This is a genomic window from Clostridium sp. LIBA-8841 (genome assembly GCF_057782475.1).
Genome location: NZ_CM173488.1, coordinates 3511556 through 3531194, shown reverse-complemented (window position 1 = coordinate 3531194; position 19639 = coordinate 3511556). Strand labels below are relative to the sequence as shown.

Genomic DNA, 19639 nt, shown 5'->3' with positions numbered 1-19639 from the left:
GGAAGCGTAATGCCTAAAGTAGGTTTATTTAATAAAGAAGGACAACAAGTTGGAGATATCCAATTAAACGAGCAAGTATTTGGAGTTGAAGTAAACAAATATGCTTTACACCAAGTAGTAGTAGCTCAATTAGCTAACAAGAGACAAGGTACTCAATCAGCTAAAACAAGATCTGAGGTAAGAGGAGGCGGAATCAAGCCTTGGAGACAAAAAGGAACAGGTAGAGCAAGACAAGGTTCTATCAGAGCGCCTCAATGGATCAAAGGTGGAGTTGTATTTGCACCAAAACCAAGAGATTACAGAATGTCAATACCAAAGAGCATGAAGAAAGTAGCTATGACTTCTGCTTTAACTAGCAAAGTTGCAGATATGGTTGTTTTAGAAAACTTAACTTTCGAAGCTCCAAAAACTAAGGAAGCAGTTAAAATGTTAAATGCTTTCGAAGCTAAGAAGACATTAATAATAACAGCTGAAGTTAATGAAAATGTATATAAATCAGCTAGAAACATCGAAGGTGTAACAGTTATGCCTGTTAACAACATCAATGTTTATGATTTATTAAACTGCAAAACATTAATGATAACTAAAGAAGCTGTAAACAAAATTGAGGAGGTGTACGCATAATGAAGTTAACAAGCCATGATATAATCAGAAAACCAGTTATAACTGAAAAGAGTATGGCAGCTATGGCTGAAAATAAATACACCTTCATAGTTCATATGGCAGCTAACAAAGTACAAATAAAGAGAGCTGTAGAAGAAGTTTTCAACGTAAAAGTTGCTGACGTTAAAACTATGAGATTCGAAGGAAAAACTAAGAGAGTTGGAGTTCATATCGGAAAAAGAGCTGACTTCAAAAAAGCTGTTATAACTTTAGCTGAAGGTAGCAGCATAGAATTCTTCGAAGGAATGCAATAATAAAAAGCAGGTATTGGTTGAAGGCCAGATAAGCTATAAGAAGGAGGGACAATAATGGCACTTAAAAAGTTTAACCCAACTACACCATCAAGAAGACAAATGACTATGCCAACATTTGAAGAAGTAACTACAAATGCACCTGAAAAGTCACTTCTTGTTTCTTTAAAGAAAACTGGTGGTAGAAACGCACAAGGTAAAATAACTGTTAGACACCACGGTGGTGGAGCTAAGAGAAAATATAGAATAATAGATTTCAAAAGAAATAAAGATGGAATCCCAGCAAAAGTTGCTACAGTAGAGTACGATCCAAATAGATCAGCTTACATAGCACTTGTTATTTATGCTGATGGAGAGAAGAGATACATACTTGCTCCTGTAGGTTTAAAAGTAGGAGATACAGTTGTATCAGGACCTGAGTCAGATATCAAACCAGGTAACGCTCTTCAATTAAAACACATGCCAGTAGGTACTTTTGTTCATAACATAGAGTTACAAGCTGGAAAAGGTGGCCAAATGGTAAGATCAGCAGGTACTTCAGCTCAGTTAATGGCTAAAGAAGGAAACTATGCTACATTAAGATTACCATCAGGCGAAATGAGATACGTAAGAATAGAATGTAAAGCTACTGTTGGAACAGTATCAAACACAACTCATGAGATCGTAAATATCGGTAAAGCTGGTAGAAAGAGACACATGGGATGGAGACCAACAGTTAGAGGTTCTGTAATGAACCCTTGCGATCACCCTCACGGTGGTGGAGAAGGTAGATCTCCTATCGGTAGACCAAGTCCAGTTACTCCATGGGGTAAACCAGCACTTGGATACAAAACTAGAAAGAACAAAAAATACTCAGATAGATTCATCATTAAGAGAAGAAACGCTAAATAGTTTGGAGAGAATTAAATATTCTCTTCACAGTTTGGCGGCATAATTAAGTTTATGAAGGGAGGAAATTCTAGTGAGTAGATCAATTAAGAAAGGACCTTTCGTGCATGCAGGTCTTTTAAAGAAAATAGAAGAAATGAACCAAAATGGAGATAAGAAAGTTATCAAAACTTGGTCAAGAAGCTCAACTATATTCCCACAAATGATAGGCCATACAATAGCTGTTCATGATGGAAGAAAACATATCCCAGTTTATGTTACAGAAGATATGGTTGGACATAAATTAGGAGAATTCGTTTTAACAAGAACTTTCAAAGGTCATATTAAAAACGAAAAAACATCAAAGAGAAAATAATAGTATCCGGGAAAGGAGGATCTTTAGATGGAAGCTAAAGCTATAGCTAAATATGTAAGAATGTCTCCAACTAAAGTAGGAGTTGTTCTTGATTTAATAAGAGGAAAGAACGTAAACGAAGCTTTCGCAATTTTAAAATACACTCCAAGAGATGCCGCTGAGGTTATAAACAAAGTTTTAAAATCAGCAGTTGCTAATGCGGAGAACAATCATGAGTTAGATGCAAACAGATTATTTGTTGCAGAAGCACATGTAGGTCACGGACCAACTTTAAAAAGATTCAGACCAATGGATCATGGTAAAGCATTCAGAATAAACAAGAGAACAAGTCATATAACACTTGTTGTTAAAGAAAGAGCTTAATAAGGTAAGGAGGGAAAAGCATGGGACAAAAAGTACATCCTCACGGACTAAGAGTTGGTGTAATTAAAGATTGGGATGCAAAATGGTATGCTGATAAGAAAAATTTTGCTGACAACTTAATCGAAGACCAACAAATAAGAAAATTCATAAAGAAAGAACTTTTCTCAGCTGGAATCGCTAAGATTGAAATCGAAAGATCAGCTAAGAGAATTAAGTTAAACATACACACAGCTAAGCCAGGAGTAATCATCGGAAAAGGTGGTTCAGGAATCGAAAGATTAAAAGCTAGCTTAAAAAATATAATAGCTGAGAAGAATGTTTTAATAAACATCGTTGAGGTTAAGAACGCTGAAACTAACGCTCAATTAATGGCTGAAAACATTGCTGCTCAATTAGAAAAGAGAATATCATTCAGAAGAGCTATGAAGCAAACTATCCAAAGAGCAATGAAAGCTGGCACATTAGGTGTTAAAACTGCTTGTTCAGGTAGATTAGGTGGAGCTGAAATAGCAAGAACTGAGCAATATAATGAAGGAACAATCCCACTACAAACAATAAGAGCTGACATCGACTATGGATTTGCTGAAGCAGATACAACTTATGGTAAAATCGGTGTTAAAGTGTGGGTTTACAATGGAGAAGTTCTTCCAACTAAAAAAGTTGAAAAAAAGGAAGACGCTAATGCATAATATGATGCACTAAGAAAGGAGGAATATAACATGTTAATGCCTAAAAGAGTTAAACATCGTAAGGTACAACGTGGTAGAATGAAAGGTAAGGCAACTAGAGGAAACTTTCTAGCTTACGGAGATTTCGGAATCCAAGCTACAACTTGTGGATGGATCACTAGTAACCAAATAGAAGCTGCGAGAATAGCTATCAATAGATATATAAAAAGAGGCGGAAAGCTTTGGATAAAAATATTCCCAGATAAACCTGTAACTGAGAAGCCAGCTGAAACAAGAATGGGTTCAGGTAAAGGTTCAGTTGAATACTGGGTAGCAGTAGTTAAACCAGGTAGAGTTTTATTTGAATTATCTGGAGTTGATGAAGAGAAAGCAAGAGAAGCTATGAGACTTGCTTCACACAAACTTCCTGTAAAGACTAAGTTCGTTACAAGAAGAGATTTTGAGGAAATGGGTGGTGAAGAATAATGAAAGCTAGAGAGTTAAAAGAACTAAGAACAAGCAATCCTCAAGATTTAATAAATAAATTAGGAGACCTTAAAGCTGAGTTATTCAATTTAAGATTCCAATTAGCTACAGGTCAATTAGAAAACCCAATGAGAATCAAAGAAGTAAAAAAATCAATAGCTCAAATCAAAACAATCATAAGAGAAGAAGAGTTAAAGATTGAGCAGTAATCCTGAAAGGAGGTAACCGCTGTGGAAAGAAATTTAAGAAAAAAGAGATTAGGTAGAGTTGTTTCTGATAAAATGGATAAGACTATCGTTGTTGCGGTTGAAACAAAGGTTAGACATCCACTATACGGAAAAACTGTTAACAGAACAACTAAGTTCAAAGCTCATGATGAAAATAATGAGGCTAGATTCGGAGATAGAGTTCTTATAATGGAAACTAGACCATTATCTAAAGATAAGAGATGGAGACTTGTTGAGATAGTAGAGAAAGCAAAATAGTTTTCTAAAGTCTGAAAGGAGGTTAATTTCATGATACAACAACAAACCTTACTAAAGGTTGCTGATAACTCAGGTGCAAAAGAAATAATGTGCATAAGAGTTTTAGGCGGATCTAAAAGAAAATTCGGAAATATCGGAGATATAATAGTTGCTAGCGTTAAAAGTGCAACACCAGGCGGAGTTGTTAAAAAAGGAGACGTTGTTAAAGCAGTTATTGTAAGATCAGTAAGAGGACTAAGAAGAGCTGACGGTTCATACATCAAGTTTGATGAAAATGCAGCTGTAATAATAAAAGATGATAAGCAACCAAGAGGAACTCGTATCTTTGGACCAGTTGCTAGAGAGCTAAGAGATAATGAGTTCAACAAAATCTTATCATTAGCACCAGAAGTTCTATAATAAACGATTAGGAGGTGGCTAAGATGAAGGTACATGTTAGAAAGAACGACACAGTAGTAGTTATATCAGGTAAAGATAAAGGAAAAACTGGTGAAGTTTTAAGAGTAATTCCTAAGACTGGTAAAGTAGTAGTTAAAGGAGTTAACTTAGTTAAAAAGCATCAAAAACCTAATAGACAAAACATGCAAGGCGGAATAATAGAAATGGAAGCTGCAATAAACAGCTCAAAAGTTATGTTATTCTGTGAAAAATGCAAAAAGGCTACAAGAATAAGCCATAAGTTATTAGAAGACGGTGCAAAAGTAAGAGTATGTAAGAAGTGTGGAGAAACATTCTAAAATTTGAAAGGAGGTACTTTACGTGAATAGACTTCAAGAAAGATATGAAAAAGAAGTAGTTCCAGCTATGATGGAAAAGTTCGGATACAAAAACATAATGCAAGTTCCTAAAATAGAAAAAGTTGTTATAAACATGGGAGTAGGAGAAGCTAAAGACAATCCTAAGGTTCTAGAATCAGCTGTTAGTGATTTACAAATAATCGCTGGACAAAAGCCTGTATTAACAAGAGCTAAAAAGTCAGTTGCTAACTTCAAAATAAGAGAGAACATGGCTTTAGGATGTAAAGTTACTTTAAGAAAGACTAATATGTACGAATTCGTAGATAAATTAGTTTCAATAGCTTTACCTAGAGTAAGAGACTTTAGAGGAGTTTCACCTAAAGCATTTGATGGAAGAGGAAACTACTCATTAGGTATTAAGGAACAATTAATATTCCCAGAAATCGAGTATGATAAAGTAGATAAAGTAAGAGGAATGGATATAATCTTCGTTACTAGTGCTAACACAGACGAAGAAGCAAGAGAATTATTAAGATTCCTTGGAATGCCATTCGCTCAATAATAAGGAGGGGATACGCATGGCTCGTAAGGCAATGATCGAAAAATGGAAAAAAGAACCTAAATACAAAACTAGAGCGTATACTAGATGTAGATTATGTGGAAGACCACATTCTGTATTAAAGAAATTCGGAATTTGCCGTATCTGCTTCAGAGAATTAGCTTATAAAGGTGAAATTCCTGGATGTAGAAAGGCAAGCTGGTAATATACTAGTAGAATGAAAGGAGGCACAATATAATGGTTATGACAGATCCTATCGCAGACTTACTAACTCGTGTGAGAAACGCGAATTCAGTAAGACACGAAGTTGTTGAAGTACCTTCTTCAAGTGTTAAGAAGGCTATCGTAAATATATTATTACAAGAAGGTTATCTTAAAGGAGTAGAGGAGTACAACGATGGTGTAGTTCCTATGATGAGATTAACTTTAAAGTACGGAGCAAACAATGAAAGAGTTATAACTGGTTTAAAGAGAATATCAAAACCAGGTTTAAGAGTTTACTGCAAGAAAGATGAAGTTCCTAGAGTATTAAACGGATTAGGTATCGCTTTAATATCAACTTCAAAAGGATTAGTAGTTGACAGAGAAGCTAGAAAATTAGGATTAGGCGGAGAAGTTATCTGCTACGTTTGGTAATTTTTTAGATTGAGAAAATAACATAGATTTAAATAGATTGAAGCAAAGAGATAAATTAAAAATATAAGGACCAAATTCACAGGAGGTGCGCATTATGTCAAGAGTAGGTAAAATGCCTATAGCTATCCCTGCTGGAGTAACTGTTACTGTAACACCAGAGAACGTTGTTACAGTAAAAGGCCCTAAGGGTGAATTAGTTAAAGCTATGCACAAAGACATTAATATAGCTGTAGAAGATGCTCAAGTAGTTGTTACTAGACCAAGTGACGTTAAAGAACACAGAGCACTTCACGGATTAACTAGAGCTTTACTTAACAACATGGTTGTTGGAGTAAGCCAAGGTTTCTCAAAAACTTTAGAGTTAAACGGAGTTGGATACAGAGCTCAATTACAAGGAAAGAAACTTGTTATGAACTTAGGATATTCACATCCAGTAGAAGTTGAAGCTGTTGAAGGAGTTGACTTCAAGTTAGACGGAACAACTAAAGTTATCGTTGAAGGTATCGATAAAGAAAAAGTTGGAGCAGTTGCTGCTAACATCAGATCATGGAGAAAACCTGAACCATACAAAGGTAAAGGAATCAAGTACTCTGATGAAGTTATAAGAAGAAAAGAAGGTAAAACTGGTAAATAATAAATACTAATATAGAAAGGAGTGAACCTTATGTTCAAAAAGGCAGACAGAAAAGAAGCAAGAGAAAGACGTCACCTAAGAGTTCGTAAGAAGGTATTCGGAACTCCAGAAAGACCAAGATTATCTGTATATAGAAGTGAAAAGAACATATATGCTCAAATAATAGACGACGTTAACGCTGTTACTTTAGTATCTGCTTCAAGCTTAGATAAAGCTATAGAAGTTAAAGGAAGTAACAAAGAAGCTGCTAAAATCGTTGGAGATTTACTTGCTAAAAGAGCTATAGAAAAAGGAATAACTGATGTAGTATTCGACAGAGGTGGATACGTATATCATGGAAGAGTTGAGGCTTTAGCTAGCGGAGCAAGAGAAGCCGGATTAAAATTCTAATCTACAAGGAGGGGAAATACATGAGAATCGATCCTAGCACACTAGACCTTAAAGAAAAGGTTGTTAGTATAAGCAGAGTTACTAAGGTTGTTAAGGGTGGTAGAAACTTCAGATTCAGTGCTTTAGTTGTTGTTGGAGACGAGAACGGACACGTTGGTGTTGGAACTGGTAAATCTATCGAAATCCCAGAAGCAATAAGAAAAGGAATAGAAGATGCTAAGAAAAACTTAGTTGAAGTTTCAATAGTTGGAACTACTGTTCCTCATGAAATACACGGAAAATTCGGTACAGGAGATGTACTTATAATGCCAGCTACTGAAGGTACAGGAGTTATAGCTGGAGGTCCTGCAAGATCAGTTCTTGAGTTAGCAGGATTAAAGGATGTTAGAGCTAAATCATTAGGTTCAAACAACCCAAGAAACATGGTAAAAGCAACTATCAACGGATTAGCAAACTTAAGAACAGCTGAAGATATAGCTAAATTAAGAGGAAAATCTGTTGAAGAGATATTAGGTTAGGAGGGATAGCGATGCTAAAGGTAACATTAGTTAAAAGCTTAATTGGTAGAAAAAAAGACCATATCGCTACTGCACATGCCCTTGGACTTAGAAAAATAGGTAAAACAGTAGAGCATGAGGAAACTCCTCAAATAAAAGGTATGATAAACAAAGTTAGTTATCTACTAAAAGTTGAAGAAGCATAATTAAATAGAGTGTCAGAGGAGGTGTAATAACATATGAAACTTCATGAATTAAGCCCAGCAGCTGGTAGTAAATCAGCTCCTAAGAGAGTTGGTAGAGGTACTGGTTCAGGACTAGGAAGAAATGCCGGAAAAGGTGAAAAAGGTCAAAATGCTAGATCAGGTGGTGGAGTTAGACCAGGATTCGAAGGTGGTCAAATGCCATTATACAGAAGACTTCCAAAAAGAGGATTCACTAACCCATTTTCAAAACATTTTGTAACAATCAATGTTGATAGATTAAACATATTCGATAATGGAACAGAAGTTACTCCAGAATTACTATTAGAAAAAAGAGTAGTAAGTAAACTAATGGACGGAGTTAAGATCTTAGGAAATGGAAACATAGAAAAGAACTTAACTATCGCAGGTTGCAAGTTATCAAAGCAAGCAGCTGAAAAAATAGTTGCAGCTGGAGGAAAAGTTGAGGTGAAATAATCGTGCTATCAACCCTACGTAATGCCTGGAAGGTTCAAGATTTAAGAAAAAAGATAATTTGGACTGTATTCTTAATAGCAATTTTCAGGATGGGAAGTTATATTCCTGTTCCTGGAATTGATACAGATAGTCTGAAAGCTTTAACACAATCAGGAGGCTTAGTAAGCTTCTATGATTTAATTTCTGGTGGTTCTTTTAGTAGATTTAGTATATTTGCTTTAGGTGTTGTACCATACATTAATGCTTCAATCATCATGCAACTTTTAACAGTTGCAATTCCTAAATTAGAGCAACTATCTAAAGAGGGAGATGACGGAAGAAAGAAAATCCAAAAGATAACTAGATATGCTTCAATTGTTATTGGAGCAATCACAGCTTATGGAACTTATGTGATAATTCACAATGTAGGAGCACTTAAGAGTAATTCTCCAGTTAGTATGTTTTTAATATTACTAACATTAGTAGTAGGATCAACTTTCCTAATGTGGTTAGGAGATCAAATTACTGTTAAAGGAGTAGGAAATGGTACCTCTTTGATAATATTTGCAAATATATTATCAAGTTTACCAATGACTGGTTATCAAATATATAACTTAAGTAAGATAGGTAAAATAAATATTGTTGAAGTAGCATTATTTATTTTCTTTACATTAGCTTTATTAGCAGGTGTAATTTACTTATCATTAGCTGAAAGAAGAATCCCTGTACAGTATGCAGGTAAAGCCGTAGGTAATAAAATGATGAAGGGACAATCAACTCATATTCCATTAAGTATTATTGGAACAACTGTTATAGCAATAATCTTTGCTATGTCTGTTATGAGTTTCCCAACAACTATAGCTCAATTCTTCCCAGAAGCTGGATGGTCACAATGGATTACAGGATCTTCTTACAGTCCTTTCAATGCAAAGACTTGGATGTATCCAGTATTATATTCATTACTGACTATATTCTTTACTTGGTTCTATACTCAAATAACATTTAAGCCAGATGAAATGGCTGAGAATATGCATAAATCATCAGGTTTCATTCCTGGAATAAGACCTGGTAAACCAACAGAGATTTATTTAGAGAAAGTATTAAATAGAATTTCAATGTTTGGTGGATGTTTTGCTGCGTTTATAGCGGTAGTTCCTATCTTAGTTGCAAACTATACTCCTTTTGAAGGAATACAGTTTGGAGGAACATCACTGTTAATCTTAGTTTCAGTTTCATTAGAAATAATGAGACAGTTAGAATCTCAATTAACAATGAGACATTACCAAGGATTCTTAAAATAGAAATACAAGTTATGGAGATGATGCCCGTGAAGATAGTTTTATTAGGTCCTCCTGGAGCAGGAAAAGGAACACAGGCAAAATCAATTAGTAATAGATATTCAATTCCTCATATATCTACTGGAGATATTTTTAGAAAGAATATTTCTGAGAATACTCCTTTAGGTATTGAGGCTAAAACATACATGGACAATGGACAGTTAGTTCCAGATGAAGTAACTATAAACATGGTAAAAGATAGACTTCAGCAAGATGATTGTAAAAACGGATATCTGTTAGATGGTTTCCCAAGAACAGTTCATCAAGCAGAGGCTTTAGATAATTTCTTAAGTGAAAGAGGCGAGTCAATAGACACAGCTCTTTTAATAGAAGTACCTAAAGAATTCATACTTGAAAGAATGACAGGAAGAAGAGTTTGTCCTTCATGTGGAGCAAGTTATCACATAAAGTTTAATCCACCAGCTAATGATGGAAAATGTGATCTTTGCGGATCAGATGTTATCCAAAGAAAAGATGACACTGAGGAAACAGTGAAAGAAAGACTTGATGTGTACGAAAATCAAACACAACCATTAATTGATTTTTATGAAAACAAAAAGCAACTTTCAGTAGTAGATGGAACACAAGCAATAAACGAGGTCTTTGAGAGTATCTGTAAAATATTAGGGAGCGACAAGTAATGATAATTCTTAAGAATGAGAATGAAATCGACCTAATGAGGAAAGCAGGAAAGCTTCTTGGAGAAACACTTAACCTGCTTAAGGAGAAAGTAAGACCTGGTATTACTACTACGGAATTAGATAGAATAGCTGAAGAGTTTATAACTAAGCATGGAGCTACACCATCCTTTAAGGGATTGTATGGTTTTCCAGCTTCATTATGTATATCTGTTAATAATCAAGTAATTCATGGTTTCCCAGGAAGTTATGAATTAAAAGATGGAGACATTGTTTCTATTGATTGTGGAGTTTGTCTAAATGGATTTCACAGTGATGCTGCTAGAACTTTTGGTGTTGGAAATATATCAGAAGAAGCGGAAAAGCTTATTAGAATTACTGAAGATTCCTTTTTTAAAGGAATAGAGAAGGCATATGTAGACAATAGATTAACGGATATTTCTAATGAAATACAGCAATATGTTGAAGCAAATGGATTTTCTGTTGTTAGAGACTTTGTAGGACATGGAATTGGCCGAAAAGTACATGAAGATCCTGAAGTTCCTAATTTCGGTAGACCAGGCAGAGGTCCAAAGTTAATGGCAGGAATGGTGTTAGCTATTGAACCAATGGTAAACATAGGATCATATAGAGTTAAGACTTTAGATGATGGCTGGACAGTAATAACAGCAGATGGTAAACTTTCTGCACATTATGAAAATACAGTTGCAATTTTACCTAATGGTCCTGAAATATTAACACTTGTAAAATAGTTTTAATATATATTGCTTAGTTATAAATTAACATTTGCCTATAAGGAATTTGTAGTTTATGACTAAGGTAATCTTTGAGGTGGATAAGTTGCAAGAAACTCACTTAATTGGTAAATTAGTTACTTCAAATGCTGGTAGAGATGCAGGAAAATCATATATTGTGGTTGGATCAGCAGGTGAATATCTACTAGTAGCTAATGGAGCAACTAAAACCATGGAAATGCCAAAAAAGAAAAAAATAAAACATGTAGTGCTTACTGAGATATTGGATGATGAATTAAAATCAGGTATAATATCAAAGGATAAGAATATAAATCTTAAAATAAAAAGATTTTTAAAGCTTAATCGCACTAACAAGGAGGTTTGATTACCTTATGTCAAAAAGTGATATAATTGAAATGCAAGGTACGGTTTTAGAATCCCTACCAAATGCAATGTTTGAAGTTGAATTAGAGAGTGGGCATAAAATTTTAGCACATATCTCAGGAAAGTTAAGAATGAACTTCATAAGAATTTTACCAGGAGATAAGGTTACTGTGGAACTTTCACCATATGACCTAACAAGAGGTAGAATTACATGGAGAGCAAAATAAGGAGGGTTAGCGATGAAAGTAAGACCATCAGTTAAGCCTATTTGCGAAAAGTGCAAAGTTATAAGAAGAAAAGGAAGAGTAATGGTAATCTGTGAAAATCCTAAGCACAAACAAAAACAAGGCTAATAGGTAAATAAAACATAATAAAAAGGTCAATTGGGAGCGAATTCTTATTGACTTTTATTTAAAAGTAAAATATGATTATATAGGCATTTAAATAATAGCAAGTAAATTTTAGGTGCGGCTGTGATGGGTAAAACCATCAACCTAAAATTTTAAATATAAATAAACAATAGAGCAATTGAGTTACTTATTTAATGTAAATCAATTTCGTATTTTAATTACCAGGAGGTGTAACATTAATGGCAAGAATAGCAGGTATCGACCTACCAAGAGAAAAAAGAGTTGAAATAGGTCTAACTTATATATATGGTATAGGATTACCTACATCACAAAAAATTCTTGAAGTAACTGGAGTTAATCCTGATACAAGAGTTAAGGATCTTACTGAGGACGAAGTAAACTCAATAAGAAACTACATTAAAGAATTAACAGTTGAAGGTGACTTAAGAAGAGAAGTTGCTTTAAACATAAAGAGATTAGTTGAGATTGGTTCATACAGAGGAATCAGACATAGAAAAGGTCTTCCACTTAGAGGACAAAAAACTAAGACTAATGCTAGAACTAGAAAAGGTCCTAAGAAGACAATAGCTAATAAGAAGAAATAGTTAAGGAGGGAAGACAATGGCAGCTCAAAAAGTTAAAAAAACTAGAAGAAGAAAAGAAAGAAAAAATGTTGAGCATGGTGCAGCACACATCCAATCAACATTCAATAACTCAATAGTTACTTTAACTGATGCAAAAGGAAATGCATTAGCATGGGCAAGTGCTGGTGGACTTGGATTCAAAGGTTCAAGAAAAAGCACACCATTTGCAGCTCAAATGGCAGCTGAAACAGCAGCTAAAGCAGCTATGGAACACGGATTAAAAAGCGTTGAGGTTTACGTAAAAGGACCAGGTGCTGGAAGAGAAGCAGCTATAAGAAGCTTACAAGCAGCTGGATTAGAAGTTACTTTAATAAAAGATGTAACTCCAATTCCACACAATGGATGTAGACCACCAAAAAGAAGAAGAGTTTAGTAACGTCACGGGAGGTGTAATGAATGGCAAGATATACTGGAGCTACATGTAAGTTATGTAGAAGAGAAGGTATGAAATTATTCCTAAAAGGGGATAGATGTTATACAGATAAATGTGCTTTCGTTAGAAGAAGCTATGCACCAGGACAACACGGAGCAAGCAGAAAGAAATTATCTAACTACGGAACACAATTAAGAGAAAAGCAAAAAGCTAAGAGAATATACGGAGTTCTTGAAGGTCAGTTCAGAAACACATATGAAAGAGCTGAAAAAATGAGAGGAATCGCCGGTGAAAACTTACTTAAGTTATTAGAAATGAGATTAGATAACGTTGTTTACAGATTAGGATATGGTGCTTCAAGAACAGAAGCTAGACAATTAGTAAACCATGGTCATTTCTTAGTAAATGGTAAAAAAGTTGATATAGCATCATTCAAAGTATCAGTTAACGATGTTATAACAGTTTGTGAAAAGAGCAGAGGATCAGAAAGATTCAAAATGTTTGCTGAAAATCCAAAAGCTTTACCAAAATGGTTAGAAGCTAACGTTGAAAACTTCGAAGGTAAAGTTGTTGCTGAACCTGCAAGAGAAGATATCGATGTACCAGTTAACGAGACTCTAATCGTCGAGTTATACAGCAAATAATAATTAATGATCTTAAGAGTACTTTTACAATTGGATCAGTTGCCCTCATAAGGTTGCCATTTTTATATTAAGGAGGGTTTTTAAATGTTAGAAATAGAAAAGCCAGTAATTCAATGTGTTGAATCAAACGATAACGGAACATATGGTAAGTTTGAGATTGAACCATTAGAAAGAGGTTATGGAATAACTCTTGGTAATGCATTAAGAAGAATATTACTTTCTTCTTTACCTGGAGTAGCTCCAACTTCAGTTAAAATAGATTCAGTTCTTCATGAATTTTCAACAATAACAGGTGTTAAAGAAGATGTTACAGAGATAATCTTAAATCTTAAAATGTTAGCACTTACTATGGAAGGTGAAGGACCAAAAACTATTTATATTGATGCTCAAGGACCAGGTGTTGTGACTGGAGCAGATATAAAAACAGATGGTGATGTAGAAGTTGTAAACAAAGATCTACATATCGCTACATTAGACAACGATGGTAAGTTATATATGGAAATCGTAGTTAATAGAGGAAGAGGATATGTTACTCAAAACAAAAATAAAACAGAAGATCTTCCATTATCAGCTATAGCTATAGATTCTATATACACTCCTGTAAAGAGAGTTAATTTCTCTGTTCAAAATACAAGAGTTGGTCAAATTACTGACTATGATAAACTTACATTAGAGATTTGGACTAATGGAACTATAAGAATAGAAGAAGCGATTTCATTATCAGCTAAAATTCTTATAGAGCACTTCAAATTATTCATGACTTTAACTGACAACGCTAATGATGTTGAGATAATGATTGAAAAAGAAGAAGATAAAAAAGAAAAAGCTTTAGAGATGACTATAGAAGAGCTTGACTTATCAGTAAGATCATACAATTGCTTAAAAAGAGCAGGTATAAACACTGTTCAAGAGCTTGCGGGCAAGAGCATGGATGATATGATGAAAGTTAGAAACTTAGGTAAGAAGTCTCTAGAAGAAGTAGAAAGAAAGTTAAACGAGTTAGGCTTAAATTTAAGACTAAATGACGAGTAGGTGAGGAGGTAAAGCCATGGCAGGATATCGTAAGTTAGGTCGTCCTACTGATCAAAGAAAAGCTATGCTTAGAAATCTTGTTACAAGCTTCTTAAAGCATGGTAAAATAGAAACTACTGAAACAAGAGCTAAGGAAACTAGAAGCCTTGCAGAAAAAATGATCACTCTTGCAAAAAGAGGAGATTTACACGCAAGAAGACAAGTATTAGCATTTGTTACAGAAGAAGAAGTTGTTAAAAACTTATTTGACAACATAGCTCCAAAGTACGCTGAGAGAAACGGTGGATACACTAGAATGTACAAAGTTGGTCCTAGAAGAGGAGACGGAGCTGAAGTTGTTATACTTGAATTAGTATAATATATTTCTTTAGAGAGGATTAAGTTTTTGCTTAGTCCTCTTTTGTCATATAAAATAATAATTATAGGGTACTTGTACTAACATATGAAGTTTAAAATTCAAGTCATATTATGGTGGTAAATTAGTAGCTTATTAAATGTTTAAAGAAACTTTTAATAAATATATTTTAAGTTTCAAGAAAGATAATTTTATATAAAGGGTTAAAATAAGGAAATATCTATTTACAAAATAAAATTATTAATAGTATTATTTTATAAGTAGGTATTTTTTTTATACCTAAAATAATTTTTTGAATTTAATACATATTGAGAAAAGGAGTTAATTACTTTTAACTCTAACTACTTTAGATTTAGCTTTATAGGAGGCTAGTATGGGAGAAAATATGATTAAAAGTGAAGATTTAGTTTTTAAATACGTCAACGCTGAAGAACAAACTGAAAAGATTGCAATAAATCACGTTTCTATGGAAGTTAAAAAGGGAGAATTTCTAGTTATATTAGGTCATAATGGTTCAGGAAAATCAACTATGGCAAAGCATATGAATTCTTTATTACTCCCTAGTGGTGGAAAGATGTATGTAGATGGATTAGATACTTCTGATATAGAAAATATTTGGGAAGTTAGAAGAAGAGCAGGAATGGTTTTTCAAAATCCAGATAACCAATTAGTAGCTACCATAGTTGAGGAAGATGTTGCTTTCGGGCCTGAAAATTTAGGTGTTGAGCCTAAAGAAATAAGAGAAAGAGTCGACGATTCATTAAAAGCAGTTGGTATGTATGAATATAGAAAACATGCACCACATTTATTATCAGGAGGACAAAAGCAAAGAATTGCAATTGCAGGAATATTAGCAATGAGACCTAAATGCATAGTTTTAGATGAACCTACAGCAATGCTTGACCCTTCAGGTAGAAGAGAAGTAATGAAAACTATAAAAGAAGTAAATAAGAAGTTTGGAATTACTATAATACTTATAACTCACTACATGGATGAGGCAGCACAAGCTGATAGAATAATTGTTATGGATAATGGTGAAAAGGTAATGGAGGGAGTTCCAAGAGAAATTTTTTCTCAAGTTGAAAAAATAAAATCAATAGGATTAGATGTTCCTCAAGTTACTGAATTAGCTTATGAACTTCAAAAAGAAGGGATAAATATATCAACAGAAATATTAAATATAGATGAGATGGTGAATGCTTTATGTCAATTAAAATAGAAAATTTAAATCATGTTTATATGCCTAAAACACCATTCGAAAAAATCGCATTAAATGATATAAACTGTGAGATAAAAGATGGAGAATTTATTGCATTAATCGGGCATACTGGATCAGGAAAATCAACTTTTATTCAACATTTAAATGGATTATTAAGTCCTACTAGTGGAAATATAATAGTTGATGGGGTTAATATAGCTGATAAAAAAGTTAAGTTAAGTGATATTAGAAAAAAAGTTGGCTTAGTATTTCAATATCCTGAATATCAATTATTTGAAGAAACTATTGAAAAGGATATTGAATATGGTCCAAGAAACTTAGGTATTAGTGAAGAGGAAATAAGTAAGAGAGTTAAGAAATCAATGGAAATGGTTGGCCTTGATTATGAAACATACAAGGATAAATCACCATTTGATTTAAGTGGTGGACAAAAGAGAAGAGTTGCCATAGCTGGTGTTATAGCTATGGAACCTAAAGTTCTTATATTAGATGAACCAACTGCTGGATTAGATCCAAAGGGAAGAGAAGATATACTTGCTCAAATAAAAATTCTTCATAAGGAATATGGAATGACTATAATAATGGTTAGTCATAGTATGGAAGATGTAGCTAAGATTGCTGATAGAGTAATAGTTATGAATAGTGGAGAAATAGTTTTAGAGGGTGAGATAGCTGAAGTATTTAAAGAGGTTGAGGTTTTAGAGAAGATAGGCTTGGCTGTTCCTCAAGTTACTTATTTAATAAAAGAGTTAAGGAAAAAGGGCTTTAACATATCAGAAGAAATATTTACTATTTCTCAAGCTAAAGAAGCTCTTTTAGAAATAATAAAGAATAATAATTAGGAAGGATAAGAAATTATGTTAAAGGACATTACTATAGGTCAATACATTCCTGGGGATTCTTTTGTACATAAATTAGATCCAAGGACTAAGATATTAATATCATTTATCTTTATTGCTTCACTATTTATAGTAGATAAGTTTTGGGGATATATATTTATAATAGCCTTCTTAGGTGCAACAGTATTAATATCTAAATTACAATTTAAGTATTTATATAAAGGACTTAAACCGGTATTTTTATTAATAGCTATAACAGCAGCACTTAATATATTTATGATAAAAGGAACAGAGGATACTCTTATATGGCATTGGAAATTCTTATATATTTATAAGGAAGGGATAACAACAGCTATATTTATGGCTTTAAGACTTATCTTATTAATAATGGGTACTTCTGTATTAACACTTACTACATCTCCAATAGAGTTAACTGATGGGATTGAAAGCTTATTAAAGCCTTTCAAGAAGATTGGAGTACCAGCTCATGAGTTAGCAATGATGATGACAATTGCTTTAAGATTTATACCGACTTTAATTGATGAAACTGATAAAATAATGAAAGCTCAAAAAGCTAGGGGCGCAGATTTTGAATCAGGAAACATAATACAAAAAGCAAAAAGCTTAATACCATTATTAATACCTTTGTTTATTAGTTCATTCAGAAGAGCAGATGAGTTAGCCATGGCTATGGAAGCAAGATGCTATAGAGGTGGAGATGGAAGAACTAGAATGAAAGTATTAAAGTATTCTAAGAATGATTTTATTTCTTTCGGAGTAGCAGGTTTACTTTTAGCTTTATCAATAGTAGTTAGGGTTATGTAATATAAATAAGTTTAGAGTTCAAAGAGATTTAGTACTTTTAATAGGAATTAAATATTGATAATATAAAAGAAAGACTACAAATTTGTGGTCTTTCTTTCTTTGAAAAACAATATAAGTACAAATTTATTTGAAATGTGCTTAATTGAATTTTATTGTATAAAAAGATTTAAAGGAATGATAATATGAAAAATATAAAGTTAACTATAGAATATGATGGAACATCCTATTTTGGATGGCAAAAACAACCTATAGGTAATACTATTCAACAAAGGGTTGAAGAGGCCATAAAAAAAGTTACAAAGGAAGAGGTTGAACTATTGGGAAGTAGTAGAACTGATTCAGGAGTTCATGCAAAAGCTTATGTGGCTAATTTTAAGACTAATTCTAGCATACCAGGAAGGAATTTTAAGGCTGCATTAAATTCAAAGTTACCAAAGGATATAGTTATAATGAATTCAGAAGAGGTAGATGAAGGTTTTCATGCTAGGTATATGACCACTGGAAAGACTTATTGTTACACTATATTAAATAGAGAAGAACCACCAGCATTAGAAAGAAATTATGTTTATCACGTGAAAAAGCCTTTGGATGTTGAGGCAATGAAAGAAGCATGTAAATACTTTTTAGGAAATCATGATTTTAAGGCTTTTCAAAGACCAGGAGGAACAGTTAAAACTTCTGTAAGAACAATTAATGATTTGCACATTGAAACAGAAGGAAATAAAATAAAGATTTTTGTATCAGCTGATGGATTCCTATATAATATGGTGAGATTAATAGTTGGAACTTTACTTAAAGTAGGAAGAGGAAAAGAAAAGCCAGAGTATATAAAGGAAGTCATAGATTCTGGTGATAGAAAAAAGGCGGGAATTTGTGTTCCGCCAACAGGACTATGTCTAGAAAAAGTTTTTTACTAAAAGTAACCTAAATGTATTGACACGCCCGTAAGCGTGTATTATAATTGTATTTGTTTGTAAGAGAGATGTACGGGATTCAATATGAATCTTAACATAAAGTACGAGGACATATAAAACCTATTTTAAAATTCTAGGGAGGGAAAACGATGAAATCATACATTGCAAAAGCACAAGAAGTTGAAAGAAAATGGTATGTTGTTGACGCTGCTGGAAAGCCACTAGGAAGAGTTGCTAGCCAAGTTGCTTCAATATTAAGAGGAAAGAACAAGCCAACATTTACACCAAATGTTGATTGTGGAGATTTCGTTATCGTTATAAACGCTGAGAAAGTAGTTTTAACTGGTAAGAAATTAGATCAAAAAATGTTAAGAAAGCACAGCCTATATGCTGGTGGATTAAAAGAAACTCCATACAGAGAAGTTTTAGAAAATAAACCAGAATTTGCTTTCGAAGAAGCTGTTAGAAGAATGCTTCCAACAGGCGTTTTAGGAAGAAAAATGTTAAAGAAATTAAATGTGTACAGAGGAACTGAGCACAAGCATGCTGCTCAAAATCCAGAAGTACTTGAGTTAAGATACTAATTATAAGCTCGGGAGGAGGAGTTCAAATGGCAAAAGTTCAATACATGGGAACTGGAAGAAGAAAGAAATCAGTTGCAAGAGTAAGACTTGTACCAGGTGAAGGTAGAGTTGTAGTAAATAATAGAGAAATCGAAACATATTTCGGATTAGAAACTTTAAGAGTTGTAGTTAACCAACCATTAGTTTTAACAGAAACTAAAGACAAATATGACGTTTTAGTTAACGTTCATGGTGGTGGATTATCAGGTCAAGCAGGAGCTATAAGACATGGTATATCAAGAGCTTTATTAAAAGCTGACGAAAACTTAAGACCAGAATTAAAGAAAGCTGGATTCTTAACTAGAGACCCAAGAATGGTTGAAAGAAAGAAATGCGGTTTAAAGAAAGCAAGAAGATCTCCACAATTCTCAAAGAGATAATATTGTTTTTATCAGAAAGAAGGAGGAACACCTCCTTCTTTTTTTATATCTTTTTGTAAATATGAGAACTTTTAATC

The 19639-nt window shown here is 33.5% G+C and carries 36 protein-coding genes; all 36 read left to right on the top strand.

Translation table 11 applies throughout. The annotated features are described in order from the left end of the window. Positions 1-9 precede the first annotated feature (9 nt). The 36 genes from rplD (at position 10) to rpsI (ending at position 19562) form a co-directional block, all read left to right on the top strand. Complete coding sequence (gene rplD / locus AC2A4K_RS15725; RefSeq protein WP_322504991.1) at positions 10-624, top strand: 50S ribosomal protein L4; 615 nt, start codon at positions 10-12, stop codon at positions 622-624. Beyond that, positions 624-917 carry a 50S ribosomal protein L23 gene (gene rplW / locus AC2A4K_RS15720; RefSeq protein ID WP_003454311.1) on the top strand — a complete coding sequence of 98 codons (294 nt, stop codon included), beginning with the start codon at positions 624-626 and terminating at the stop codon, positions 915-917. Before rplD ends, rplW begins: the two co-directional genes overlap by 1 nt. Before the next feature lie 54 nt (positions 918-971). Continuing rightward, positions 972-1805 carry a 50S ribosomal protein L2 gene (rplB, locus tag AC2A4K_RS15715; protein WP_322504992.1) on the top strand — a complete coding sequence of 278 codons (834 nt, stop codon included), beginning with the start codon at positions 972-974 and terminating at the stop codon, positions 1803-1805. 70 nt (positions 1806-1875) lie between these two features. Further along, complete coding sequence (rpsS, locus tag AC2A4K_RS15710; protein ID WP_003454422.1) at positions 1876-2157, top strand: 30S ribosomal protein S19; 282 nt, start codon at positions 1876-1878, stop codon at positions 2155-2157. Between the two features lie 27 nt (positions 2158-2184). Further along, positions 2185-2520, top strand: coding sequence for a 50S ribosomal protein L22 (gene rplV, locus AC2A4K_RS15705; RefSeq protein ID WP_322504993.1), 336 nt, complete (start codon positions 2185-2187; stop codon positions 2518-2520). 20 nt (positions 2521-2540) lie between these two features. Then, positions 2541-3209, top strand: coding sequence for a 30S ribosomal protein S3 (gene rpsC, locus AC2A4K_RS15700; RefSeq protein WP_322504994.1), 669 nt, complete (start codon positions 2541-2543; stop codon positions 3207-3209). A gap of 30 nt (positions 3210-3239) precedes the next feature. Then, the gene (rplP, locus tag AC2A4K_RS15695; RefSeq protein WP_322504995.1) at positions 3240-3674 is read left to right on the top strand and encodes a 50S ribosomal protein L16; all 435 of its coding nucleotides are present in this window, start codon (positions 3240-3242) and stop codon (positions 3672-3674) included. Next, positions 3674-3883 carry a 50S ribosomal protein L29 gene (gene rpmC, locus AC2A4K_RS15690; protein WP_322504996.1) on the top strand — a complete coding sequence of 70 codons (210 nt, stop codon included), beginning with the start codon at positions 3674-3676 and terminating at the stop codon, positions 3881-3883. Before rplP ends, rpmC begins: the two co-directional genes overlap by 1 nt. A 21-nt stretch (positions 3884-3904) precedes the next feature. Beyond that, on the top strand, positions 3905-4159 hold the full coding sequence (gene rpsQ / locus AC2A4K_RS15685) for a 30S ribosomal protein S17 (protein ID WP_003454312.1): 255 nt from the start codon (positions 3905-3907) through the stop codon (positions 4157-4159). 30 nt (positions 4160-4189) lie between these two features. After that, entirely contained in the window at positions 4190-4558 is a 369-nt protein-coding gene (gene rplN / locus AC2A4K_RS15680; RefSeq protein ID WP_317274678.1) for a 50S ribosomal protein L14, read from the top strand. A 23-nt stretch (positions 4559-4581) separates the two neighbouring features. Beyond that, positions 4582-4896, top strand: a complete 315-nt coding sequence (rplX, locus tag AC2A4K_RS15675) for a 50S ribosomal protein L24 (protein ID WP_003454257.1) — start codon at positions 4582-4584, stop codon at positions 4894-4896. A 22-nt stretch (positions 4897-4918) separates the two neighbouring features. Further along, complete coding sequence (rplE, locus tag AC2A4K_RS15670) at positions 4919-5458, top strand: 50S ribosomal protein L5 (RefSeq protein WP_322504997.1); 540 nt, start codon at positions 4919-4921, stop codon at positions 5456-5458. A gap of 16 nt (positions 5459-5474) precedes the next feature. Beyond that, the gene (locus AC2A4K_RS15665) at positions 5475-5660 is read left to right on the top strand and encodes a type Z 30S ribosomal protein S14 (protein ID WP_003470274.1); all 186 of its coding nucleotides are present in this window, start codon (positions 5475-5477) and stop codon (positions 5658-5660) included. Positions 5661-5692: 32 nt separating this feature from the next. Beyond that, a complete protein-coding gene (rpsH, locus tag AC2A4K_RS15660; protein WP_003454446.1) occupies positions 5693-6091 on the top strand; it encodes a 30S ribosomal protein S8 in 399 nt (132 codons plus the stop codon). A 94-nt stretch (positions 6092-6185) separates the two neighbouring features. Next, positions 6186-6725 carry a 50S ribosomal protein L6 gene (rplF, locus tag AC2A4K_RS15655; RefSeq protein WP_322504998.1) on the top strand — a complete coding sequence of 180 codons (540 nt, stop codon included), beginning with the start codon at positions 6186-6188 and terminating at the stop codon, positions 6723-6725. A gap of 30 nt (positions 6726-6755) precedes the next feature. After that, the gene (gene rplR, locus AC2A4K_RS15650) at positions 6756-7115 is read left to right on the top strand and encodes a 50S ribosomal protein L18 (protein WP_322504999.1); all 360 of its coding nucleotides are present in this window, start codon (positions 6756-6758) and stop codon (positions 7113-7115) included. Positions 7116-7135: 20 nt separating this feature from the next. Further along, entirely contained in the window at positions 7136-7633 is a 498-nt protein-coding gene (rpsE, locus tag AC2A4K_RS15645) for a 30S ribosomal protein S5 (RefSeq protein WP_322505000.1), read from the top strand. Between the two features lie 5 nt (positions 7634-7638). After that, positions 7639-7818 (top strand): 50S ribosomal protein L30, encoded by a 180-nt coding sequence (rpmD, locus tag AC2A4K_RS15640; RefSeq protein WP_322505130.1) that lies wholly within the window; start codon positions 7639-7641, stop codon positions 7816-7818. Between the two features lie 33 nt (positions 7819-7851). Next, positions 7852-8292 (top strand): 50S ribosomal protein L15, encoded by a 441-nt coding sequence (rplO, locus tag AC2A4K_RS15635; protein WP_322505001.1) that lies wholly within the window; start codon positions 7852-7854, stop codon positions 8290-8292. A gap of 2 nt (positions 8293-8294) precedes the next feature. Then, on the top strand, positions 8295-9572 hold the full coding sequence (secY, locus tag AC2A4K_RS15630) for a preprotein translocase subunit SecY (protein ID WP_322505002.1): 1278 nt from the start codon (positions 8295-8297) through the stop codon (positions 9570-9572). A gap of 26 nt (positions 9573-9598) precedes the next feature. Next, positions 9599-10249 carry an adenylate kinase gene (locus AC2A4K_RS15625; protein WP_322505003.1) on the top strand — a complete coding sequence of 217 codons (651 nt, stop codon included), beginning with the start codon at positions 9599-9601 and terminating at the stop codon, positions 10247-10249. Then, a complete protein-coding gene (gene map, locus AC2A4K_RS15620; protein ID WP_322505004.1) occupies positions 10249-10998 on the top strand; it encodes a type I methionyl aminopeptidase in 750 nt (249 codons plus the stop codon). Before AC2A4K_RS15625 ends, map begins: the two co-directional genes overlap by 1 nt. A gap of 88 nt (positions 10999-11086) precedes the next feature. Next, entirely contained in the window at positions 11087-11365 is a 279-nt protein-coding gene (locus AC2A4K_RS15615; protein WP_322505131.1) for a KOW domain-containing RNA-binding protein, read from the top strand. A gap of 7 nt (positions 11366-11372) precedes the next feature. Beyond that, entirely contained in the window at positions 11373-11591 is a 219-nt protein-coding gene (infA, locus tag AC2A4K_RS15610; RefSeq protein WP_300351220.1) for a translation initiation factor IF-1, read from the top strand. A 12-nt stretch (positions 11592-11603) separates the two neighbouring features. Continuing rightward, positions 11604-11717 carry a 50S ribosomal protein L36 gene (gene rpmJ / locus AC2A4K_RS15605; RefSeq protein WP_039312872.1) on the top strand — a complete coding sequence of 38 codons (114 nt, stop codon included), beginning with the start codon at positions 11604-11606 and terminating at the stop codon, positions 11715-11717. A gap of 236 nt (positions 11718-11953) precedes the next feature. Further along, entirely contained in the window at positions 11954-12319 is a 366-nt protein-coding gene (gene rpsM, locus AC2A4K_RS15600) for a 30S ribosomal protein S13 (RefSeq protein WP_300351226.1), read from the top strand. Positions 12320-12335: 16 nt separating this feature from the next. After that, on the top strand, positions 12336-12731 hold the full coding sequence (gene rpsK / locus AC2A4K_RS15595; RefSeq protein WP_003454436.1) for a 30S ribosomal protein S11: 396 nt from the start codon (positions 12336-12338) through the stop codon (positions 12729-12731). Between the two features lie 23 nt (positions 12732-12754). Continuing rightward, the gene (gene rpsD / locus AC2A4K_RS15590) at positions 12755-13375 is read left to right on the top strand and encodes a 30S ribosomal protein S4 (protein WP_003470276.1); all 621 of its coding nucleotides are present in this window, start codon (positions 12755-12757) and stop codon (positions 13373-13375) included. An 84-nt stretch (positions 13376-13459) separates the two neighbouring features. Further along, entirely contained in the window at positions 13460-14407 is a 948-nt protein-coding gene (locus AC2A4K_RS15585; protein WP_003454404.1) for a DNA-directed RNA polymerase subunit alpha, read from the top strand. Positions 14408-14423: 16 nt separating this feature from the next. Further along, positions 14424-14765, top strand: coding sequence for a 50S ribosomal protein L17 (gene rplQ / locus AC2A4K_RS15580; RefSeq protein ID WP_003454231.1), 342 nt, complete (start codon positions 14424-14426; stop codon positions 14763-14765). Between the two features lie 370 nt (positions 14766-15135). Continuing rightward, positions 15136-15981, top strand: a complete 846-nt coding sequence (locus AC2A4K_RS15575) for an energy-coupling factor transporter ATPase (RefSeq protein WP_322505005.1) — start codon at positions 15136-15138, stop codon at positions 15979-15981. Then, on the top strand, positions 15966-16823 hold the full coding sequence (locus tag AC2A4K_RS15570; protein WP_322505006.1) for an energy-coupling factor transporter ATPase: 858 nt from the start codon (positions 15966-15968) through the stop codon (positions 16821-16823). The genes AC2A4K_RS15575 and AC2A4K_RS15570 overlap by 16 nt, the downstream gene beginning before the upstream one ends. 15 nt (positions 16824-16838) lie before the next feature. Beyond that, positions 16839-17645, top strand: coding sequence for an energy-coupling factor transporter transmembrane component T family protein (locus AC2A4K_RS15565; protein ID WP_322505007.1), 807 nt, complete (start codon positions 16839-16841; stop codon positions 17643-17645). Positions 17646-17827: 182 nt separating this feature from the next. Continuing rightward, complete coding sequence (gene truA, locus AC2A4K_RS15560) at positions 17828-18562, top strand: tRNA pseudouridine(38-40) synthase TruA (protein ID WP_322505008.1); 735 nt, start codon at positions 17828-17830, stop codon at positions 18560-18562. A gap of 146 nt (positions 18563-18708) precedes the next feature. Further along, the gene (rplM, locus tag AC2A4K_RS15555) at positions 18709-19143 is read left to right on the top strand and encodes a 50S ribosomal protein L13 (protein WP_322505009.1); all 435 of its coding nucleotides are present in this window, start codon (positions 18709-18711) and stop codon (positions 19141-19143) included. 26 nt (positions 19144-19169) lie between these two features. Continuing rightward, complete coding sequence (rpsI, locus tag AC2A4K_RS15550) at positions 19170-19562, top strand: 30S ribosomal protein S9 (RefSeq protein ID WP_322505010.1); 393 nt, start codon at positions 19170-19172, stop codon at positions 19560-19562. The last annotated feature ends 77 nt before the right edge of the window (positions 19563-19639 follow it).

Coding starts and splice junctions, on each gene's coding strand:
- rplD (WP_322504991.1), top strand. CDS start 10: ATGCCTAAAGTAGGTTTATTTAATAAAGAAGGACAACAAGTTGGAGAT.
- rplW (WP_003454311.1), top strand. CDS start 624: ATGAAGTTAACAAGCCATGATATAATCAGAAAACCAGTTATAACTGAA.
- rplB (WP_322504992.1), top strand. CDS start 972: ATGGCACTTAAAAAGTTTAACCCAACTACACCATCAAGAAGACAAATG.
- rplV (WP_322504993.1), top strand. CDS start 2,185: ATGGAAGCTAAAGCTATAGCTAAATATGTAAGAATGTCTCCAACTAAA.
- rpsC (WP_322504994.1), top strand. CDS start 2,541: ATGGGACAAAAAGTACATCCTCACGGACTAAGAGTTGGTGTAATTAAA.
- rplP (WP_322504995.1), top strand. CDS start 3,240: ATGTTAATGCCTAAAAGAGTTAAACATCGTAAGGTACAACGTGGTAGA.
- rpmC (WP_322504996.1), top strand. CDS start 3,674: ATGAAAGCTAGAGAGTTAAAAGAACTAAGAACAAGCAATCCTCAAGAT.
- rplN (WP_317274678.1), top strand. CDS start 4,190: ATGATACAACAACAAACCTTACTAAAGGTTGCTGATAACTCAGGTGCA.
- rplX (WP_003454257.1), top strand. CDS start 4,582: ATGAAGGTACATGTTAGAAAGAACGACACAGTAGTAGTTATATCAGGT.
- AC2A4K_RS15665 (WP_003470274.1), top strand. CDS start 5,475: ATGGCTCGTAAGGCAATGATCGAAAAATGGAAAAAAGAACCTAAATAC.
- rpsH (WP_003454446.1), top strand. CDS start 5,693: ATGGTTATGACAGATCCTATCGCAGACTTACTAACTCGTGTGAGAAAC.
- rplF (WP_322504998.1), top strand. CDS start 6,186: ATGTCAAGAGTAGGTAAAATGCCTATAGCTATCCCTGCTGGAGTAACT.
- rplR (WP_322504999.1), top strand. CDS start 6,756: ATGTTCAAAAAGGCAGACAGAAAAGAAGCAAGAGAAAGACGTCACCTA.
- rpsE (WP_322505000.1), top strand. CDS start 7,136: ATGAGAATCGATCCTAGCACACTAGACCTTAAAGAAAAGGTTGTTAGT.
- rplO (WP_322505001.1), top strand. CDS start 7,852: ATGAAACTTCATGAATTAAGCCCAGCAGCTGGTAGTAAATCAGCTCCT.
- map (WP_322505004.1), top strand. CDS start 10,249: ATGATAATTCTTAAGAATGAGAATGAAATCGACCTAATGAGGAAAGCA.
- infA (WP_300351220.1), top strand. CDS start 11,373: ATGTCAAAAAGTGATATAATTGAAATGCAAGGTACGGTTTTAGAATCC.
- rpmJ (WP_039312872.1), top strand. CDS start 11,604: ATGAAAGTAAGACCATCAGTTAAGCCTATTTGCGAAAAGTGCAAAGTT.
- rpsM (WP_300351226.1), top strand. CDS start 11,954: ATGGCAAGAATAGCAGGTATCGACCTACCAAGAGAAAAAAGAGTTGAA.
- rpsK (WP_003454436.1), top strand. CDS start 12,336: ATGGCAGCTCAAAAAGTTAAAAAAACTAGAAGAAGAAAAGAAAGAAAA.
- rpsD (WP_003470276.1), top strand. CDS start 12,755: ATGGCAAGATATACTGGAGCTACATGTAAGTTATGTAGAAGAGAAGGT.
- AC2A4K_RS15585 (WP_003454404.1), top strand. CDS start 13,460: ATGTTAGAAATAGAAAAGCCAGTAATTCAATGTGTTGAATCAAACGAT.
- rplQ (WP_003454231.1), top strand. CDS start 14,424: ATGGCAGGATATCGTAAGTTAGGTCGTCCTACTGATCAAAGAAAAGCT.
- AC2A4K_RS15575 (WP_322505005.1), top strand. CDS start 15,136: ATGGGAGAAAATATGATTAAAAGTGAAGATTTAGTTTTTAAATACGTC.
- AC2A4K_RS15570 (WP_322505006.1), top strand. CDS start 15,966: ATGTCAATTAAAATAGAAAATTTAAATCATGTTTATATGCCTAAAACA.
- AC2A4K_RS15565 (WP_322505007.1), top strand. CDS start 16,839: ATGTTAAAGGACATTACTATAGGTCAATACATTCCTGGGGATTCTTTT.
- truA (WP_322505008.1), top strand. CDS start 17,828: ATGAAAAATATAAAGTTAACTATAGAATATGATGGAACATCCTATTTT.
- rplM (WP_322505009.1), top strand. CDS start 18,709: ATGAAATCATACATTGCAAAAGCACAAGAAGTTGAAAGAAAATGGTAT.
- rpsI (WP_322505010.1), top strand. CDS start 19,170: ATGGCAAAAGTTCAATACATGGGAACTGGAAGAAGAAAGAAATCAGTT.